Annotated in this window: 14 protein-coding genes and 1 pseudogene; 5 read left to right on the plus strand and 10 right to left on the minus strand. The window is 49.8% G+C overall.

The genetic code is table 11. The annotated features are described in order from the left end of the window. Positions 1-349: 349 nt before the first annotated feature. Positions 350-683 (minus strand): annotated as a pseudogene (locus EHV15_RS07435) (cytoplasmic protein); the annotation flags it as partial. A 76-nt stretch (positions 684-759) separates the two neighbouring features. Continuing rightward, on the minus strand, positions 760-1,116 hold the full coding sequence (locus EHV15_RS07440; protein WP_128630675.1) for a winged helix-turn-helix transcriptional regulator: 357 nt from the start codon (positions 1,114-1,116) through the stop codon (positions 760-762). 171 nt (positions 1,117-1,287) lie between these two features. Here EHV15_RS07440 and EHV15_RS07445 point away from each other — a divergent pair, with 171 nt between their 5' ends. Continuing rightward, positions 1,288-1,881: an NAD(P)H oxidoreductase gene (locus EHV15_RS07445; protein WP_128630676.1), complete on the plus strand. Its 594-nt coding sequence runs from the start codon at positions 1,288-1,290 to the stop codon at positions 1,879-1,881. A gap of 58 nt (positions 1,882-1,939) precedes the next feature. Here EHV15_RS07445 and EHV15_RS07450 read toward each other — a convergent pair whose 3' ends face one another. The 6 genes from EHV15_RS07450 to EHV15_RS07475 form a co-directional block, all read right to left on the minus strand. Next, positions 1,940-2,638 carry a polysaccharide deacetylase family protein gene (locus EHV15_RS07450; protein WP_342773959.1) on the minus strand — a complete coding sequence of 233 codons (699 nt, stop codon included), beginning with the start codon at positions 2,636-2,638 and terminating at the stop codon, positions 1,940-1,942. 262 nt (positions 2,639-2,900) lie between these two features. Beyond that, positions 2,901-3,815: a dihydrodipicolinate synthase family protein gene (locus EHV15_RS07455; protein ID WP_128630677.1), complete on the minus strand. Its 915-nt coding sequence runs from the start codon at positions 3,813-3,815 to the stop codon at positions 2,901-2,903. A gap of 125 nt (positions 3,816-3,940) precedes the next feature. Then, positions 3,941-4,822, minus strand: coding sequence for a cation diffusion facilitator family transporter (locus EHV15_RS07460; RefSeq protein WP_128630678.1), 882 nt, complete (start codon positions 4,820-4,822; stop codon positions 3,941-3,943). A 185-nt stretch (positions 4,823-5,007) separates the two neighbouring features. Next, a complete protein-coding gene (locus EHV15_RS07465) occupies positions 5,008-6,840 on the minus strand; it encodes an alpha/beta fold hydrolase (RefSeq protein ID WP_246061393.1) in 1,833 nt (610 codons plus the stop codon). Between the two features lie 74 nt (positions 6,841-6,914). After that, positions 6,915-7,502 (minus strand): TetR/AcrR family transcriptional regulator, encoded by a 588-nt coding sequence (locus EHV15_RS07470; RefSeq protein ID WP_128630679.1) that lies wholly within the window; start codon positions 7,500-7,502, stop codon positions 6,915-6,917. A 40-nt stretch (positions 7,503-7,542) separates the two neighbouring features. Further along, positions 7,543-7,866, minus strand: a complete 324-nt coding sequence (locus EHV15_RS07475; RefSeq protein ID WP_128630680.1) for a winged helix-turn-helix transcriptional regulator — start codon at positions 7,864-7,866, stop codon at positions 7,543-7,545. A 125-nt stretch (positions 7,867-7,991) separates the two neighbouring features. Between EHV15_RS07475 and EHV15_RS07480 the strand changes: the two genes are divergently transcribed. Both EHV15_RS07480 and EHV15_RS07485 read left to right on the plus strand, forming a co-directional pair. Beyond that, entirely contained in the window at positions 7,992-8,504 is a 513-nt protein-coding gene (locus EHV15_RS07480; protein WP_128630681.1) for a dihydrofolate reductase family protein, read from the plus strand. A gap of 147 nt (positions 8,505-8,651) precedes the next feature. Continuing rightward, a complete protein-coding gene (locus tag EHV15_RS07485; RefSeq protein WP_128630682.1) occupies positions 8,652-9,371 on the plus strand; it encodes a bleomycin resistance protein in 720 nt (239 codons plus the stop codon). Between the two features lie 464 nt (positions 9,372-9,835). Here EHV15_RS07485 and EHV15_RS37860 read toward each other — a convergent pair whose 3' ends face one another. Continuing rightward, entirely contained in the window at positions 9,836-12,436 is a 2,601-nt protein-coding gene (locus EHV15_RS37860) for an S-layer homology domain-containing protein (RefSeq protein ID WP_128630683.1), read from the minus strand. Positions 12,437-12,646: 210 nt separating this feature from the next. On the opposite strand from EHV15_RS37860, the gene EHV15_RS07495 reads away from it, so the two are divergent. Then, positions 12,647-14,965, plus strand: a complete 2,319-nt coding sequence (locus EHV15_RS07495; protein WP_128630684.1) for an AraC family transcriptional regulator — start codon at positions 12,647-12,649, stop codon at positions 14,963-14,965. Between the two features lie 52 nt (positions 14,966-15,017). Beyond that, a complete protein-coding gene (locus tag EHV15_RS07500; protein ID WP_128630685.1) occupies positions 15,018-16,646 on the plus strand; it encodes an extracellular solute-binding protein in 1,629 nt (542 codons plus the stop codon). A 74-nt stretch (positions 16,647-16,720) separates the two neighbouring features. Here the strand turns inward: EHV15_RS07500 and EHV15_RS07505 are convergent, their stop codons facing one another. Then, complete coding sequence (locus EHV15_RS07505; protein ID WP_128630686.1) at positions 16,721-17,623, minus strand: methyl-accepting chemotaxis protein; 903 nt, start codon at positions 17,621-17,623, stop codon at positions 16,721-16,723. Between the last annotated feature and the right edge of the window lie 182 nt (positions 17,624-17,805).

Genomic DNA, 17,805 nt, shown 5'->3' on the forward strand with positions numbered 1-17,805 from the left:
AAGGACGCCCATGGAGCATTACGAAAGGAATGAGTCCCATTAAAGTACAATGTATTTTCCCCGACAACTCAACTACGGATATCTATGTTAGCGAAATTGGAGAGTTTCTTCGTCTTACAAAATTAGTAAACGGAATAACAATGGAAGGGAATAATTATAGTGTGGTCCATACAGAGCTAATTGTAGAAAAAGAAGCTTTTTATATATCAGTGCTATTGAAGCATAGGCATATACAATAACCCTCCCGCATCATACCAGGTAGTTCGCTTTCTCGACTGGTTTAGGCCGTATCGAAAAGAGCAGCACTAAGCCGCTCTCCTATAACCACAAGATTCACATTTACCTAAACTCAAACCAAATATTCAGCCATAATTTCTTCGATATCGAATGGGGTAACCCCTTTGTCCACTGAAAAAATCGTATCGGCTTTCTGCGGATCATTCACCAGTTCTCCGCGAGCCTCGGCATGGAGCGTAAATAAGTCACGCAGGGCCGGCTTTCGTAAGGCGGTCATGGCTTTGCCCATTAAGACCATTCCTTTTTGATTTCCCTCGACATTGTCTGTAGTAATAAGGATGTCTTGTTAACGATAAATCCGTCCAGATGACCGTACGCTCCACTAAATCCAGAATGACGGGAATTGCAATCTGCGTATCGGCGGTGACGTCGATTTTGTTCACTACCTAGACGAATTCCTTTTTAATAAGCTCAAAGGCCCCTTTTGCGAGGGGCCCTTTACTTGGGCACGAAATTTTACCCTCATCCGGAGCAGGAGGGCTTCCATTCCCGTTGATGAATATATTGCTCGCCCCACTCGTCCAATTGGTCCAATATGGATGTCAACGACAATCCAAGTTCACTCATTTCATAGACCACCTTCGGCGGCACCTGATTATATACCGTTCTCGTGATGATGCCGTCTTCCTCCAGCTCCCGAAGCTGCTGAATTAACATTTTTTGCGTAATCTCGGGAATCGCCTTTTTTAATTCGCTCGTTCTCATGGGGCCGGGTCCGCAGTTCAAATGGCATAAAATCAATAACTTCCACTTCCCGCCTATGACCTCCAGCGTCGCTTCCGCAGGGATGTTATAAGTCCTTGTTGTCTGCTTTTCCATGGGATAACCATCCTCTCGCCCATCAGGATGAACAGTTACTTTTAAGTGACTATATCACTTCCGAGTGATTATATCACATTAAAGTAAGTACTTCCTATTTTTTACTGCCTGTTAGATAATTTCATCGTAGCTTATTTCGAAGTAAAATTTCAAACATGGAAGGTGGCGTTTATGAAAATTTTGACCGTTGTATCGCACCCCAGGGTGAATTCCTTAACCTTTGCTGTCGCAGACAGATTCATACAGGGGCTCACTGATGCGGGGCATGAAACAGAGATGCTGGATCTGCACCGCAGCGGCTTTAATCCCGTCATGTGGGAAGCGGACGAACCCGATTGGTCATCCGATCGCAAGATCTATTCACCAGAAGTGCAGGCTGAGATGGAACGAATGAACAATCACGATGCGCTCGCCTTTATTTTCCCGATATGGTGGTACAATTTGCCGGCTATGCTGAAAGGATATATCGACCGGGTTTGGAACAATGGTTTTGCGTACGGCTCCAATAAATTGCATCATCAACGAGTGTTATGGCTCGGTCTGGGAGGAGCTCCGCAAGAAGACTTTGAGAAGAGACAGTACGATAAAATGCTCTCCCACCTTCTAAACACCGCCATTGCCGAATACTGCGGAATCTCTAACAGCAAGGTTGAGATCCTGTATGACACCATGGATTCAAGGCCGGAAATTTTCGAAAATCTCCTGATGCGAGCTTATCATCTGGGACTGTATTATGACAACGATTTAAAGGCCGCTTTAACTTAAAAAACTTAAAGCCCCCTTGTGAGAGGGGGCTTTGGCTTTTGGCTTTGGCGAGGCCGTGTTACTGATTTGACCCGGCCCGGATATTTTCTTCCGTATCCTTCTTCAGGTCCAGCAGGACGCCAACCGGAACAAACTCGACGCCGTCATTTCTTAGAGATTTTACGATCCGGGGGATCGCAGCGATCGTACCGCCCAAATCCTCGCCTTGTCCACCGGCAGCATGCTGCAGAATAATCGAGCCCGGTAGGATATGGCCGAGCACATTGATGCACACCTGATCCCCGTTAAGCCCTTTCCAGTCCAGTGAATCGACGTTCCATCCGACAATCCTTTTATCTTTGCTCGCAAGCCAGAGAATCTGATTCTCATCCGTATTGCCGTAGGGCGGCCGAAATAGGGCAGGCACGGAACCGGTGTAATTGCGGATGATCTCGTCCGTCCGGGTTACCTCGCTCCGGAACTTGGGATCGGTAAGCTTCGGCAAGTTCGGATGACTGTATGAATGGTTTCCGACCTCGTGCCCTTCTCTAACGATCCTGGCCATGATGTCGGGATGGGCCTCGACCCGGTTGCCGATGACAAAAAAGGTGGCCTTTACCCCAGCCTGCTTTAGCGCATCCAGCACTTGCGGCGTAAACACGGCGTCCGGCGCATCATCGAACGTAAGTGCAACCTGCCGTTTACTCCGGGGCCCGTTCAGCACGTAGTAGGTGGGATACTTAGCGTGCAGATCGGCAAGCGACATCGGGTGAGGCATACGGACACGGCCCTCCGGGCCGCCTTGGAGTTCAGGCGTGCGGTTAGGCTGTTGATTCTGTTGCGTTAAACGTGCCTGTGATATCTTTTGGGTTTTAGCCTCTGGACGGTTGTTGCCTTTTTCCTGGTTCTGTGCACATCCTTGGCACAGGGTCACTACAAGCAGACAAGCAGCCAACATTCTTAATGGTTTCACGTTTCATATAACCTCCCGCATGAAGCGATAGCATTTTGTGCCATAGCATTCCATCGGAGGCGATGAATTATTCAATGGAGGAAGCAATCAATGCATCGATTTCTTTTAAAAGAGCTTGAATGGAATCCGTTTGTTTGGGATCGGGCTGGACTAACGGTTTATGGCAAAACCCCTGTAATTGGACACCTCTAAGCATCATCGCTTTTTTCATAATGGGGATAAATGGGGTGCCGATATCGTAAAGCTCCATCATCTTATCAACAATTTTCTGAATCGCAGCGATTTTGTGAAGGTCATTTGCGTTGACGGCATTCACCCACTCGGCGAATACTTCCGGATATAAGTTGGACAGCCCTCCGATGCATCCATTTCCGCCGCTAAGCACATTGTGGGCAAAGTTCTCTTCAAATCCGGAATAAATCATAAAGTCAGGGAACTCATTCTGTACCGTTTGAATTAATTTTCGCGTATGCGCCATTTCCGTGACCGTATCTTTATAACCTTTAATGTTTTTATGTTTTCTCAAAAGATAAAGCGTTACTTCCGGAGACAAGTCATGGACCGTTCTGGCGGGGAAATTGTACAAATAAATATCGCCCTTCACCGCCTCTGCGACTTGATCGTAATAATATTCGATGCTTTCGTCCGAAAGCGCAAAATAATACGGACTGACAATCATGACCCCGTTCGCGCCGGCATCCAAGGCGTAGTTGGAGAGTTGAATCGTATCCTCAACGGTCATACATGCGGTCCCGATATACACTTTCTTCCGATGATTCACGTGGCCCACCGCAAGGTCGATTAATTCTTTCTTTTGGGCGTCCTGCATGGCGAAAAACTCGCCGGTACTGCCCATCACGACCAAACCGTCTACTCCGCCGTCAATTAGAAAATCATAAATATTTTGGTTGGCCTGCCGATCCAAGTGATCTTCAGCATCAAAAGCGGTGACAACAGGGGTTAAAAATTGTGCTTTGTTCATGGAATCTCTCTCCTTTAACAAATGGAACTTATATATTTTTATGAAGATGCGCCTCTTTTTAAACGACTAAAATAAATTAAGGACACCCCGAAGGGTGTCCTTGGTCCGTTCCGGCGCCATCCGCTTTACGGAGCGGCAAACAAAGGCTCCACATGAACGTGTACCGCATAAACATCATAGGTCCGGCATAAATGTTCTTCCACATGGGTTGAAATATCGTGGGCTTGGTGAATATCAAGCTCGGAGTCAACCAGGATCACCGTATCGACAACGATGTTGTTGCCGTAGTGCCTCGCCCGCAAGTCCTTGACTTCCTGCACCCCTTCGACATTCGATACCGTCTCTTTGTAGGACTCGATTAAAGCTTCGTCAAATCCGTCCGTCAGATGATGCGTCGTCTCGCTAAAAATGTCCCAGGCGGTTTTGCAGATCAGCGCGCCCACGATAACGGCGGTTACGGGATCAAGCCAGGGGAGGCCGAACCCTGCCCCGATGATTCCTATCGCCGTCCCTATGCTGACCCAGGCATCGGAAATATTGTCCCGGGCGGCCGCCATCACCGCCTGGCTGTTTATTTTAAGGGCCAGTTTCTTGTTGTATCTGTAAACCACGTACATGACCGCCGCGCAGAAAACGCCCGTCCACGCAGCTATCGGATCGGGTGATTCGCTTTTTCCCGCAAAAATGGACGAGATTGCCCCATATAAAACCTGCAGCCCCACCGCCATCATGATGAATGAAGCGACCATGGAAGCGATGGTCTCCGCCTTCCAATGCCCGTAAGCATGGTCGCTGTCGGCGGGACGCCGGGCCACCCGCAAACCGATCAGCACCGCGATGGAAGCGACAATATCCGTGGCATTGTTTAAGCCGTCCGCTTTTAAAGCCTCCGAATCCGCCGCGTATCCAATACACAGCTTTAACGCCGATAAGCAAATATAGGCGATAATGCTGATGACGGCACCTTTTTCTCCAAGCTGCAAATTGCTGTATCTCAAGTCGTTCACTGTGTTCCCCCACTCTTGGCTCAAACATCCGAATAATGAATACCTAAAAAGAATAGCAAACGGATTCCGAGTGGGTCTAGAGAAACGTTTTAAGCCGGGTCATACATTATAAGAAACGAGCAATACTTTGACGGCCGGCTAATTTTTTTGCCGAAAGGCAACATGGAAACGGCATGTGTCAGGCACTAAGGTTCCAAATTTTTGCGGATCCACTCAGCAACCAAATCAGGGGCTTCCAAGGGGTATTGATGACCGTAAGGGATGCGGGTTGTGCTCAAGTGCTTGAATCGTTCCGGTATATGATGGGCAACATCCCGGTCTCCCCAAAGGATTCGTACTTTATTTGCGTTCCATGATTCAGGATTTAGCTGGATAGACCGGTCTTGGGTCAGCGATGACATGACACTTGCGTTTGTTGAACGAATGCGCGGCGACTGTAGATCACGCAAAACGTAGTCCACGTAGTCGTCTAGTTGTTCGCTTTCCGCGATAAAGTCACTGGCTTTCAGCAGCGTTTTTCTGAATGCGGAGCGTGGCATAAGCTTCAAGATCGGCTTTGTGGCCCCTGCATACTTATATTTACCATGAATGGGATGCAGTACGGGCTGTAAGAGCAGAACTTGCCGAATCCGATGCTCCATTTTTTCCATGACCTTAGCAGCGATAAGTCCGCCGAACGAATGACCAATCAAAATGACGGGGCGGTTAAGTTCTTGAATCATTTCCATCACGGTCTCCACGTATCCGTCCATCAGAGAGAGGTTATGGTGACGCGGTGTACGTCCAAATCCGGGAAGGTCAACCAGCCACGTATTTACATCATGCAATTGTTTCGCAACCGGAACAAAGCTATCCGCCCCGCTGAATGTACCGTGCAGGAAAATGACCGGTGTGCCGGGATTCTCTTTTTCAAGCGAAATCAATTTGGAGCTTCTGCGTTGTATAAACCCTTCGAACGTCTCGGTTGAGGGGTGACTCAGTTGATAATCGAGATCGGCAATGACATAGGGCAACGTAGCAGGGACAACGGATGTCTGTTCCCCGTATTTGCGCTCAAGTTCAAGCTTCGTGCTAACCGGAAAATCCGATTTCACGAGAAAATTCATCGATTCTTTGGGAACTCCCAATAGCTTCCCTATGCCGAGCCCCAAAATCGTCTTCAATAGTGCAAGCGGAATCGTGCCGAAAGGCGGCGACACCCCCATTTCCGCCGCAATCGTCCCGAGCAATGAACGGATCGGCGGACTATCCCGCTTGGAATCCAACAAGTAATACGTATTGCTTGCAACCTCCTTAGTTTGAACTAAGCCCGCAATAAACGATGCGACATGATCGATATGCACCATTGGCAACCAGTAGTCCTTGCCTCCCGGAACGAGCGGCATAAGCTTCCTTCTGACGGAATCCACCAATATGCTAAGACCGCCAATCTGTTCCGTGACTCCCGAGAACGAGTGGCCGATGACAACACTGGGATTAACCGTAGACAGCGGAATGCCTAGCGGATGCAGGGCTTTTCGTATATAGGAGTCCGCTTGAAATTTCATCTTCTCATACGGAGGGGCCCCCTCAAGAACGGCATCCAGATTGTTCAAAGCGTTCTCCTCGTTGTATGGGCTCATGTAGCCGACAATATGAATGAACTGTTTCAATCCTTTTTTCGCATGTATTTGTTCCGCAATGGCAGCCAATTCAACCGCAGGATGAAGGAATACTCGCTCGGCTCCAGCCTGACTTAACTCAATGTCCATGGGACCGCCCGCATGAATGATGATATCCGATTCAAGCACTTGTTCATAATCGTTTGGGGCAAGGCCTAACCGCGATTGTGTCAAGTCTCCGATTACGGTATTGGCGTACTGCGTTTCAGGCAATCGCAACCGGCGGAGCGTATGATGGAAACGGTCAACACTGCGTACGAGTACAAAAACGTCGTGCTGCCCAGCAATTAACTCGGCAAGGATATGGCGACCAAGATAACCAGTACCGCCAGTCAGAAATATTTTCAAAACAATCATCTTCCTTTCTGCTCCATCAATGTTATAGTACTAATCAGTACTAATTGGGTTAAAAAAATGACTTAAGTAATAAATTACTTAAGCACCGAAGTTAACGATTGGAACAGATTCTGTACTAACATCGGGTTGTCGGAAACCTTCGTTAGGAATAAAGCTCCTTCGATCGAGGTGACGATCAAAGCTGCCGTCTGCCGGACGGGCAGATCCTGGCTCAGTTCTTTTTTCGCAATTCCTTCTTCCAGCAGCTTCTCCACAACTTGTAATTGTTTATCGAAGAATGTTCTTATTTTGGCTCTCGCTTCCAAAGAGGAATTGGAAGTCTGAGTATAAAGGGTAAGAAATGGACATCCTCCAACACAATCGTCTTGTTCATGATCCTCCGTGAGGATTTGAAATAATCGCTCCAATTTGGCAGGAATGGACATGTCTTGCGCCAAGACGCGGGTTATTCGTTGTTCATAGTGCGAGACCAATTGGTCGATAATCGCAAGCAGAAGCTCCTCCTTACTTTTGTAGTGGTAATAAATATTCGTTTTGGAAACTTTGCTGAGGGCAACGATTTCGTCCATGCTTGTCATTAGATACCCTTTGGTCAGAAATAGAGCCGCTGCGGTCTGCAGGACAATATCTTTGTTCGAAAGGCTCAATTTATCGTTTTTCATATTGCTACTATACAGTACTAAATGCGGTCTGTAAACAGGATTAATTTCGCAGATATCCCCCATACTCCTGAGTCCACGTCCACATGGCCGCAAAAATCGGCTGCAGACCTTGCCCAGCCTCGGTGAGTTCATATTCGACATGCAGCGGTACGCCGGGGAAAATCGTCCGTGTAACGATTCCCTTCTCCTCTAACAGCCGCAGGCGATCTGTCAACGTTTTCGGACTAATCGGCTGCAGCTTACGGCGTAATTCCCCAAACCGGCGGGTTCCATTAAACAGCTCAAACAAAAGAAGAAGCATCCATTTGCTATCCAAAATCTCCAAAATAGGCTCAACGGTGCCTGGACAGGATTCATCCATCATGACTATCACTCCATAGTTCATTTTTTGAAACTATTGCACTTAAATGTAACTACTTTTCAAATGTACCATAGATCCATTACGATGTGAATCGAAGGCAGACACAAATCCTGAGGAGGAACATTACTATGAAAACTATTCTATGGGCAACGTTAACCGCTAACGGCAATTATGCGCAATCGGGTCCTGAAAACCCGCCGAAAAAGGAAGCTCTAGCCGACTTCGCGGCACACGCCAAAGCTGCGGGAAATTTCATCGTTGGACGCCGGACTTTCGAAAGTATGGCTGGAAACGGTGGTGGCGGAGGGCCCTTTGCTGATCTCGATATCGTCGTGATTTCAAAAAGCGCCCCGGAAATCCCGGGAGTGATCGTTGTGGGATCGCCTGAGGAGGCCTTGAATTACTTACAGCAAAAAGGCCATCAAACCGCTTTCATCAGCGGCGGCGCGGACATCCACAATGCGTTTCTGGGCCAAGGGCTGGTAGACGAGGTGATCTTCAATGTGGCGCCTGTGTTGGAAGGTAAAGGGTTAAATCTTGTAATCGATAAAGATCAGTACCGATACAAGCAGGTGGAATTGCTGGACTGCAAGCCCCTCGGCGGCGGCGTCGTTCAACTCCGGTATGCCATTAACCTCTAACAAAAACATTAAAGTACATGAAGTATTTATTGGTTTCGCGGATTGGCATATGCGGGTCTATGCGGTGAAACCTTAGCATTTGCACGAATGTTGTACGATAGAGGGGTAAGTGGGTTAAGAAGCCCTATGAACGAGGAGGTTGATCACTTGTCCACAAAAAGCTTTGGAACCGCGATCCCCATTTTTCCCAGCAAATCCATTGACGAACAACTGGATTTCTATCAAGCGGCAGGCTTTGAAGTAACCTATCGTCAAGCCAAACCAAACCTATACGCTTGCGTCCGTCACCGCATCGTGGAACTGCATTTCTTTGTGCTGAGGCCATTGGATCCGGCGAAATCTTATAGCATGTGTTATGTTCACGTGCCTGACGTGGATGCCGTGTACAAAGAATTCAGCGAGAATTTGAAAACAGCATACGGGAAAATCCCTGCTAAGGGGTTTCCCAGAATTTCCAAGCCAAGCGACCTGACGGAAGACCGCAGATTCCACCTCATCGATCCTGCCGGCAACCGCTTGTTGATAGGTACGAAACATACCGTCACAAAATTAATAACGAAGGAAACCTCCAAATTTTCCAGTGCGTTTGAAACCTCATACCGGCTGATGTACGCCAAAGACGAACCGGCGGCGGCAGCCAAAGTGCTGGATTGTGTTCTTTCAATAGCGGAGGAGGCATCGGCAACGCTTCGGTATAGAGCGTACGTATTACGGGCCGATATCGCCTTTTCCATGGATGAATGGACTATAGCAAATGCTTTTGTCCAAGAAGCGGAGCGGATGGCGTTATCCGACTCGGAGCTTGGGGATGTAGCGGAGGAATGCGAAAGGCTGAAAGAAATTAAAGCGCACAGTTTACATGGGTAGAGGACGGAGGGGATCCTTCTGCCGCTTCCCTCCATCGATGCTTACGGCTACCTGAAAAAACCAGTTGCCCGAAAAGCTCCAGTGAATAACATAAGGGCAAAAAAAGTCGTTATTCCAGCGATATCCGTCAATTTGGAGAAATTGAGGAAATTTATGTCTCTATTTTCTCGAATCACAAGGATATGCCCGCGTTCTGGACCAATCTTAGGAAAATAAGTACAAAAAATGCCGCTAATGGGGATGAACATGCCTGGTTTCGGATCATAAGAACATAAACTTCCGCTATTTTGGAGGCCGACGGTTCGCCGTACCAGCAGCTGTCTGCCAACGTCTGTCAAGCATCGATTTCTAGATTGAGCCAATTTAAAGCAAGGAAAAGGCCCCTCTGCATTGGTCGCAGAAGGGCCTGCCATTAACCCCGTAAATAGAGCCTCACGTTTTATGTTCACGCTCTCTCTTCGCTATTACAAGCCTTCGATTAACTCCTTGAGGGCGCTATCGCTCTCCAAAGAGCGGATCATGAGCGTTACCGCTTCAACGCGGGTAGCTTTACTATCAGGTGCAAAGGAAGAGGCGGATACTCCTTGCACCAGCTTGGCCGACGAGGCCTGCTTAATCGCTTCCGCAGCCCAATGCGAGCCGATCACATCCGTAAAGCTGGACTGTGCGCCTGTTGACAGTGCGCTAAGATTCATAACACGCGCGATGATCGTCACCATCTCGGCGCGGGAAATGGTGGCATTCGGCTTAAAGCTGCCGTCGGCGTAGCCGGTCACAATCCCTTTTTCCGCCAATGCGCCGATGTAGCCAGCAGCCCAATGCGAGCCCGTATCCTTAAATCCAGGGGAAGCAGGGCTTGTGGCCAGCCCGAAGGCACGGGCAATCATGGCGGCAAATTCCGCTCTTGTTACTGGTGCATCCGGACGGAATGTACCATCCTCATACCCAGTGACAATCCGCAGCTTCATGGCTTTGGCAACGGAGTTTCCGCCCCAATGACCATTCGTATCGCTGAACGTTTTGTTCGCATTTTTCGTTGCGGCGATAGCGTCGCTGACCGTCTTCAGAACCGTTTCCCGGCTAACCGCATTCGCTTGGAACGGATTCACTGTGGCAGCCTGATCTTCCGTGGTTGGCTGTTCCGGCTTGGCATCCGGCTTTTGAGCGCCCGGGGCCTGCTGTTCCGACGTGTCCGCGGAGTCCGTATTGTTGCTTACCGTCCCGCCCTTGGAGGAATTTTTGCTACCCGAACTCGAGTTGCCGCCACTCGTCTTATCCGTAATCGACAGCGCAATCCGCTGGTTTTGATAGATAACTTGGGCGCTATACTTGCTTGGCAACCCTGCAACCTCAACGGAAGCAAATTCTCCGCTCCGCTGACTCGCACCATGGGTTATCAGGGAGATGGTGCCGCTGCCAGGCACATAGTTATTTGCAAAATTTACGCGCAACTTCCCATCCGTTTGAACCGTGCCTTTGATTTCAAGCACGTCATCGGCGCCGGTAAGGTTAAGCACAAGGGTACCGTCTGCAGATTGTGCGAAATTCCCGCCGATGGTCATTTTTCCATATACACTCTCTACAACGGAACCAGCGGTATTCACCACATCGCCACTGCCAAATGCCGTTGCCGAACCGCCTTCAAGCGTGCCGTCGTTGATCCGGGTGCCGCCGGAATACGTATTATTGCCCAGCAGCTTTAAAGTGCCGGTTCCTTCCTTCGTCAGCTTGCCTGTGCCGGAAATGTCGTTCCGCCATTGATCCGCTGCATGGAAACCGCCCTTGCCGGCATCCATCGTCACCATTTCATCACCGTCAAAAGCGCCATATCCGTCTGCGGCGGCAAACAGATTCAAGCGCCCCCAACCTTCCGGATCATCCAGCAGCGGATAGCCGGACGGTAGGCCGGTCGTAGCCAGAACCGTACGGCGCTGCTCAGCGCTCAAATAAGGCAGGCGGGTTTCCAGCAATACCTCGGCCCCTTTAGGAACAACCATAGGCTCCGCCGTGGACTGGATCGGCGAGAATCCGTAGGTCAACCGCTTGGTATATTCCGCTTTATTTTTCTCATAATCGCTGAACCGGTCTTCGGCTGTACCGGCCTGTGTCAACAAAATGTCATGGGCCTGATCATAAGCAGCCTGCTTAAGCGCGGTATTCTCCGGGTCATTCAGGGTAGCTGCCGCCAAGGCCGTTGCCATGACCCGTCCGCCCATGACATCCAAAGGAGAATGCATGCCGGCTACAATCCGGTTGTTTCCCATCTCCGAAGCCCGGGTCAACAGCTCCTGGAACCGCTCAGGCACGGCGTAGGCCAGAGACAACGCAGCGAGATACGAAGCGTTGGTATGGCCGCTTGGGAAACCGCCATCCGTTTCAGGCGTACTGCTTCTGGCCGGAAGCAAGGTTGGCACAATAATGGAAGGATCCGTCCAACGGTACGGGCGAGGATAACTATAATATTTTTTAGCCGGGTTCGTTGAAGCATAATTGCCCCGCAGCTTTCCGATCAAGTCCACCATGCTGCCCAGCTGGGAATTTGCATCACCGCCATTATTCTGACCATTACCGTCGTTATATTTTACCGCAGTGGCATCATCCGGAATATCGGTAATCGTGGTGTACGTTCCCGACATGGAGCGGTACACTTCGGATAGTGAACCAAGACCATCAGCCGCCCCATAGGTTTGATTTCTCCGGTCATCGTAATAGGCCGCATCTTCCTCTTCAGGCGTACGAGCGGCCGCAATATCGGCCACATATTGAATGTTGTAGTCCAGCACCTCGTCATTCAGCTTGGTGCCATTATCCCAGGAAGACCCGGGGTTCCAGAGATCCAGGTACCCGGAGAGTATTCCGATCGCCGGGTTGGAATAGACCGCATCATTCACGGAAGTGTTGTTCTTGTAGCTATCCACAAAATGCCCCCATTCCGGAGCTGCCGGCAGCCGGGTAGAGGATGCGGCGGATGCGGCCATTGCAGGATTTCCAACCACAAAGGAATTGGAAATGACCGCAAGACCCACAGCAGCCGATAATAACTTGTTTGTGAGCTTTGTTTTCATAACTTCTCTGCTCCCTTATCCCATTTTTTTCGATTCGAATCGGTCCTAATGTAGCATCAGGCCGCGCCGGCCTTCAATATGACAATTTCTCAATTCTATCAATTTGGGATCATTTCGGCCGAATTGGGTGATTTAACATTCGCTTAACATAAACCATGAATGAATTTGTCATTGTGTGGTGTATAATGCCGCCGGGGAGGAGAGTAAACCTTGAAGAAATGGAACTCAGCATTTACCAGCCTGGCGATTTCATATGTATCCATGGTGCTCGTCATTGTCCTGTTGCTCTGCTCTGTCTTCTATATCTATTTCTCGAGCAAATACAAAGAGGAGTTGCGCGCCAAGAATCAGCTGATTCTTGAGAATACAGCCCAAACGATTGAAACTACGGTACTTCAAAGAGTTCAGCAGGTCTATCTGGAACTGTCCTTGGACAAAACCGCCGATCTTCGTTTATTTGCCGATTCTTCCAATCAAATGCATCCAGGCAGCGTAATCGATCTCCAGGAACTGTTGAAGTCGGAGGCAGCCGCCCATTCGGACATCGTACAGGCGGTGCATCTGTATGATCCCAAGCGGAATGTCATGCTTTCATCGCGCTACGGGCTAAACTACCATGCCGATCAAAGGGATGGCGCCGAATATTGGGCGGATTGGATGGACGGGATGCGCAAGTACAAGCAAAACGACCTGTGGACTCCGGCAAGGTGGATCCCGGAAGATATTTTCTCCCGTGTCCCGGGCGGCAACGGCAATACCTTGATCACCTATGCGCACAGCTATCCGTTTCAGTCCTCCGGCGAAAACAGCGACCTGATCATCGCCATCGATGTGAAGGAAAGCGCGATGAACGGGATTATTCGGAATATGATGCCTTCGCAATATGAGAGTACGTTTATTTTGGACCGGTCCGGACGCATGATCAAAGGTTCAGACGAAGGTACATCAGGGCTTCAGGACGAGTTTAACTCCAGCATCACCAAGGTATTGGAGTTCGGGGCAGGTGCCGGAAGCTTTCTCGACAAGATCGGCGGCACCTCCTATGTGGTCTCCTATCAAACCCTTCCGTCCACCGGCTGGAAGATGTACAGCGCCATGCCCTCCAGCTTTTTCTATGAAAAATCGGTGGTTGTACAAAAGCTGACCCTTGGGGTATGTTTGGTTGCCATCTTGTTAGGCACGCTGCTATCCGGGATTTTGGCCAGAATGAACTACAGCCCGATCAAACGGTTGGCCTTGAAGATCAAAGACCTGACCGGCCATACGCCTGATCACGCAACAAATGAGTATCGGATGATTGACTCCGCCTTCATCAGGCTGAGCGATAAAGTCAGTAGTCTGGAGGAGACTCTCCAGGCCAATAGCCCGATTATTAAGCGCAATGTGGTATTGAACATTCTGCACAACGATTTTAACCGCGAAGCATTGGCAAAAGAGCTGCAATACTTAGGTGTCTCCCGGGAATTCAATCATTACTGCTGCCTGCTCCTGAATTCGGGGGACGCCTTTGCCCCATTAAGCTCTGGAAATATGCAGGTTGTCATGCAGCAGATGATCAATCAATTGGAGGCGGTTTGTCTCCCGGGAACCCGGATCATTGCCGAAGAGCTGCCGGATAAGAAGATTGCAGTGATACTTTGTGCCCGTGAAGCGTCCGACGCTTTATTGGAACAGTTCTCCCATTGGGTGTTAGCGGAGAGCAAGCGGCAGTTCCATCTGGATTTTCAACTCTCGTGGGGTTCTTGGGTGCGGAAGATGGCCGATGTCCACATCAGCTACAACGTGGCCCGGACCTTAATGAAATACGCCTATTTCCTGCCGGAGACTTCCATTCTTAAGGACCTGCGCCTCTTGGAGCGGGAGAACAGTCTTGACGAAATTCCGCAATCGGTACTTATGAGGTTTAGGGAAAAATTGCAGGCACGCCAGCTTCGCGAGATCGAAACATCTGTCGAGCAGCTTGTTACTGCCATGCGGGAAGGCGTGTACCCCGCCGATTATTGCCACTTTGTGCTGGCGAATATCGTGTTCGTCTACTCCGATTATTTGAAAAGCGTCCGCTATAACCCCCCCGTTCAAGGACATTTGGATCTGTACAATCAGTACATCGGGATTCGCAATATCGATGATTTTCGGGATTGGCTGGCGGATTCGGTCACCACATTCATTCATCAAACGGAAAAGCGGAACAGCGAAAGAGCCATCTCCACGATCGAGTCGGCCAAGCTGTATATCGAGCGCCATTTGTCGGAGGATCTGTCGCTGGAAGCGGTGTCCGCCAAAGTGTTTATCAGCCCTAAGTATTTAAGCAAACTCTTTAAAGAGGAGCTCGGAGTCACCTACACCGATTATATCACCGGCCGGCGCATGGAACGGGCCAAGGTGTTGATCGAGAACAATAATATGACGGTCGAACAAATAGCGAGTACGGTCGGCTATGGAACTGCGGCCTATTTTATTAAGAGATTTAAGGAAATGTACGGCTGTACGCCGGGGAATTACTTGCGGAATACGGCGAAACAGGTGTAACCGCTACGGCCGGCCGGTTGGAAGCAGATCATGATTTAAGGAAGGACTCAGCATGAACATGAAGGAATTACGGCGTTTTACACTCCTTATGGCTGTGATCGCATTAGGTATGGTCAGCGGCTGCGGGACACCGCCAGACAATCTGTCAACCGCCAAGGATGCTCAGGAAGAAGCGGCTTCCGTTATCCCGCGGTACAAGATTTCCTGGACGATGCATCAGAATCTGCCGGTGCCTGAGGATGCCGAGATGGTGCGGTACATTGAAGACCAATTTCACGTGGATCTGGACGTCTGGAATCTGGAAAATAATAAATATGAAGCGCTCCTGGACATCAAGTTGGCCCAAGGCGCGATCCCTGATCTTTTTAGGATCAGGCAGCCGCAAGACCTGCTCAAGTATCAACAGCAAGGTCTCCTGGCCGAAATTCCCGAAGACACGCTGAACAAGTACGCCCCTAATATTATGAAGGCCATCCGGGAACATGCGCCTGCTTATCGGGATTATGGAAAAATCGATGGGAAATATTACGGCATTCCTGTCGTTAATCCCACGAACATCTATCGCATCCCTGTCGTCTACAGAAAGGATTGGCTCGATAAGCTGGACCTGCCTGTGCCTAAGACGCTATCCGACTTTGAAAGGGTCATCTATGCGTTCGCGAATGAGGATCCGGACGGCAACGGCATCAAGGATACCTACGGTCTATCCCTCGAAGGGATGAATGTGGTGTTCGGCGCCTTCGGGCAGATCGTTTTCGCGGACCAGATCTATTTCGGGGAAAAGGACGGGAATCTGGTCATCGGCGCTTTGGAGCCGGAAATGAAGCAAGCTTTGCAGTACCTTCGCAAATGGTATCAGGATGGCATCATCGATCCGGAGTTTATTACCGGGGAGAATAAAGGGGGCTACAAGCACCTGTCGCATGCTTTTATTAATGGAAGAGTCGGCATGACCTCGATGGGCAACTACTACCACTGGATTCAAAACGCCGATTATTTAACGTGGACTTACGATGGCCACTTGGGCGGCGAAGAGACGCCTGTCGAAGCCGCCTATAACGCAAAGGAATTAACCGCCAAAAATCCGCAGGCCCGGATTGTGTTCGGTCAGCCCTTTAGCGGACCGGGCGGTAAACGGGGCTCCAAAGCCTATGATATGCTGATGAGCTTCACGGCGATCGGCGCGGACGCCGCCAAAGAGCCGGGCAAGCTGGAGACGATCCTGCAAATCCTTGACTATGTTAGCGCCAATCCTGATCCGGAAAAAGATACTTCGATGAAATACGGGGTTAAGGGAAAGCACTGGACATGGGCAGGGGCCGCGAAGGAGAATGTCATTGTGCTGCCTCCTTATGACCAAATGTTCAGCTATCAAAATGCGATCGGCGCCAATCTGGGCATGACGATCCCCTTGATGCCCACCGCGCGAAGAGAGCAATGGGCTTCGACCTTGGGCCTTGATCGGGACGGCATCTACAATGCCTTGGAGGTGGCGACTCCCTCCCTGGTCAAAACTGGACCTGAGCTCATTACGCTGAGAAACAAAGCTTATATTTCCTTCATCACCGGCGGCCGGCCCTTGGAGGAGTTCGACGATTTCGTTAAGGAGTTTATGGCGGCCGGCGGAACCGAGGTTCTGCAGGAAGCGGGTGAGTGGTATCATCAGCACACCGTGAAGTGACTTATTTATTCAACACGCGCGCGGTATATGTAAATCCCCCCCTTGATCGGGGGGGACTATGGACTATGCCATATTTATATATTTTCAGCAACGTTCCGGGCCTGTTCATCTAGTTTTTGGGCAGAGTCAACGATGCTGCTGAAGTCTTCCATAGTCACTCGTATCTGTTGCTGACTCTCCACGATAGAAGATTGGACGCGGCCGATACCGTCTGAAATCTCGGTGATCTCCTTTGTAATGCCGCTAATGGCGCTCTGCACCTTGGTGATGGACTCCGACACCTCGCCCGATAGCTTACGCACCTCCGTGGCTACTACATCAAACCCTCTACCGTATGGACCCGCGTGGGCTGCCTCGATGGCTGCATTTAGAGCGAGCAGGTTGGTCTGTGAGGCAATATCACGGATGGTCTGCACGATCCCCTGGATCGACTTGGCCTGTTCCTGCAGCCCCTCAAGGGTGAGGGTGTTATCCTCTGAAAACTCAGCAATCCGGTCCACACTGAGCAGCAGTTCCCTGCTCCGGCTAATTCCCTCCTCGGCACGCTGGTTTAAGCCTTGGGAGGTCTTCTCCAACTCCTTAACCACAGTGGACAGGCCGAATTGGCGTTTGGTAATATCCGTTGCGACTTTGGAGACGCCGATGATCTCAGAATCCTGTTCATCAAATATCGGCATATAGGTGGCCTCCAGCCACACCGTTTCACCGCGGGCATTTTTCCGTTCAATCTTATCCTGAAAGCTTTGCCCGGACAGCAAAGCCCCCCAGAACTGCTCATAGGCCGGCGAGTTAACAAATGAGTCGAAGCAGAAGTCCCGATGCTGCATTTTCAGTATATCGTCAATTGAATATCCCATCGTATCAGCGAATACCTCGTTTACATAGGTCACCTTTCGATCGATGTCAAACCGGATAATAGCCAGATTCCTCTCCATCGCTCTGAAAACCAGTTCGTCCGTTACCGCTTGTTTTTGCATAAAGTAATTTTCCACCTCCATTGTTAAAAAAGCAGAATCCAACTCCTAATATACCAGTTTAACAACGATATCTGAACAATAAATAGACTTGTGCTCGACGTCAAAGCCAATGGTGGTCTAAATCCTCGCGTCGCCTGTTAAGCCGGTTGCCGATGGCCTGAAATTGAAGGGCACCTATAAAA

This window comes from Paenibacillus oralis (assembly GCF_003863965.1).
GTDB lineage: Bacteria > Bacillota > Bacilli > Paenibacillales > Paenibacillaceae > Fontibacillus > Fontibacillus oralis.

What these genes read in the sequence shown, in the direction of transcription:
- EHV15_RS07470 (WP_128630679.1), bottom strand. Translation starts at nt 7,502, where the DNA reads ATGAAAAACGATAAATTGAGCCTTTCGAACAAAGATATTGTCCTGCAG.
- EHV15_RS07500 (WP_128630685.1), top strand. Translation starts at nt 15,018, where the DNA reads ATGAACATGAAGGAATTACGGCGTTTTACACTCCTTATGGCTGTGATC.
- EHV15_RS07475 (WP_128630680.1), bottom strand. Translation starts at nt 7,866, where the DNA reads ATGATGGATGAATCCTGTCCAGGCACCGTTGAGCCTATTTTGGAGATT.
- EHV15_RS07450 (WP_342773959.1), bottom strand. Translation starts at nt 2,638, where the DNA reads ATGCCTCACCCGATGTCGCTTGCCGATCTGCACGCTAAGTATCCCACC.
- EHV15_RS07480 (WP_128630681.1), top strand. Translation starts at nt 7,992, where the DNA reads ATGAAAACTATTCTATGGGCAACGTTAACCGCTAACGGCAATTATGCG.
- EHV15_RS07455 (WP_128630677.1), bottom strand. Translation starts at nt 3,815, where the DNA reads ATGAACAAAGCACAATTTTTAACCCCTGTTGTCACCGCTTTTGATGCT.
- EHV15_RS07465 (WP_246061393.1), bottom strand. Translation starts at nt 6,840, where the DNA reads ATGATTGTTTTGAAAATATTTCTGACTGGCGGTACTGGTTATCTTGGT.
- EHV15_RS37860 (WP_128630683.1), bottom strand. Translation starts at nt 12,436, where the DNA reads ATGAAAACAAAGCTCACAAACAAGTTATTATCGGCTGCTGTGGGTCTT.
- EHV15_RS07505 (WP_128630686.1), bottom strand. Translation starts at nt 17,623, where the DNA reads ATGCAAAAACAAGCGGTAACGGACGAACTGGTTTTCAGAGCGATGGAG.
- EHV15_RS07445 (WP_128630676.1), top strand. Translation starts at nt 1,288, where the DNA reads ATGAAAATTTTGACCGTTGTATCGCACCCCAGGGTGAATTCCTTAACC.
- EHV15_RS07440 (WP_128630675.1), bottom strand. Translation starts at nt 1,116, where the DNA reads ATGGAAAAGCAGACAACAAGGACTTATAACATCCCTGCGGAAGCGACG.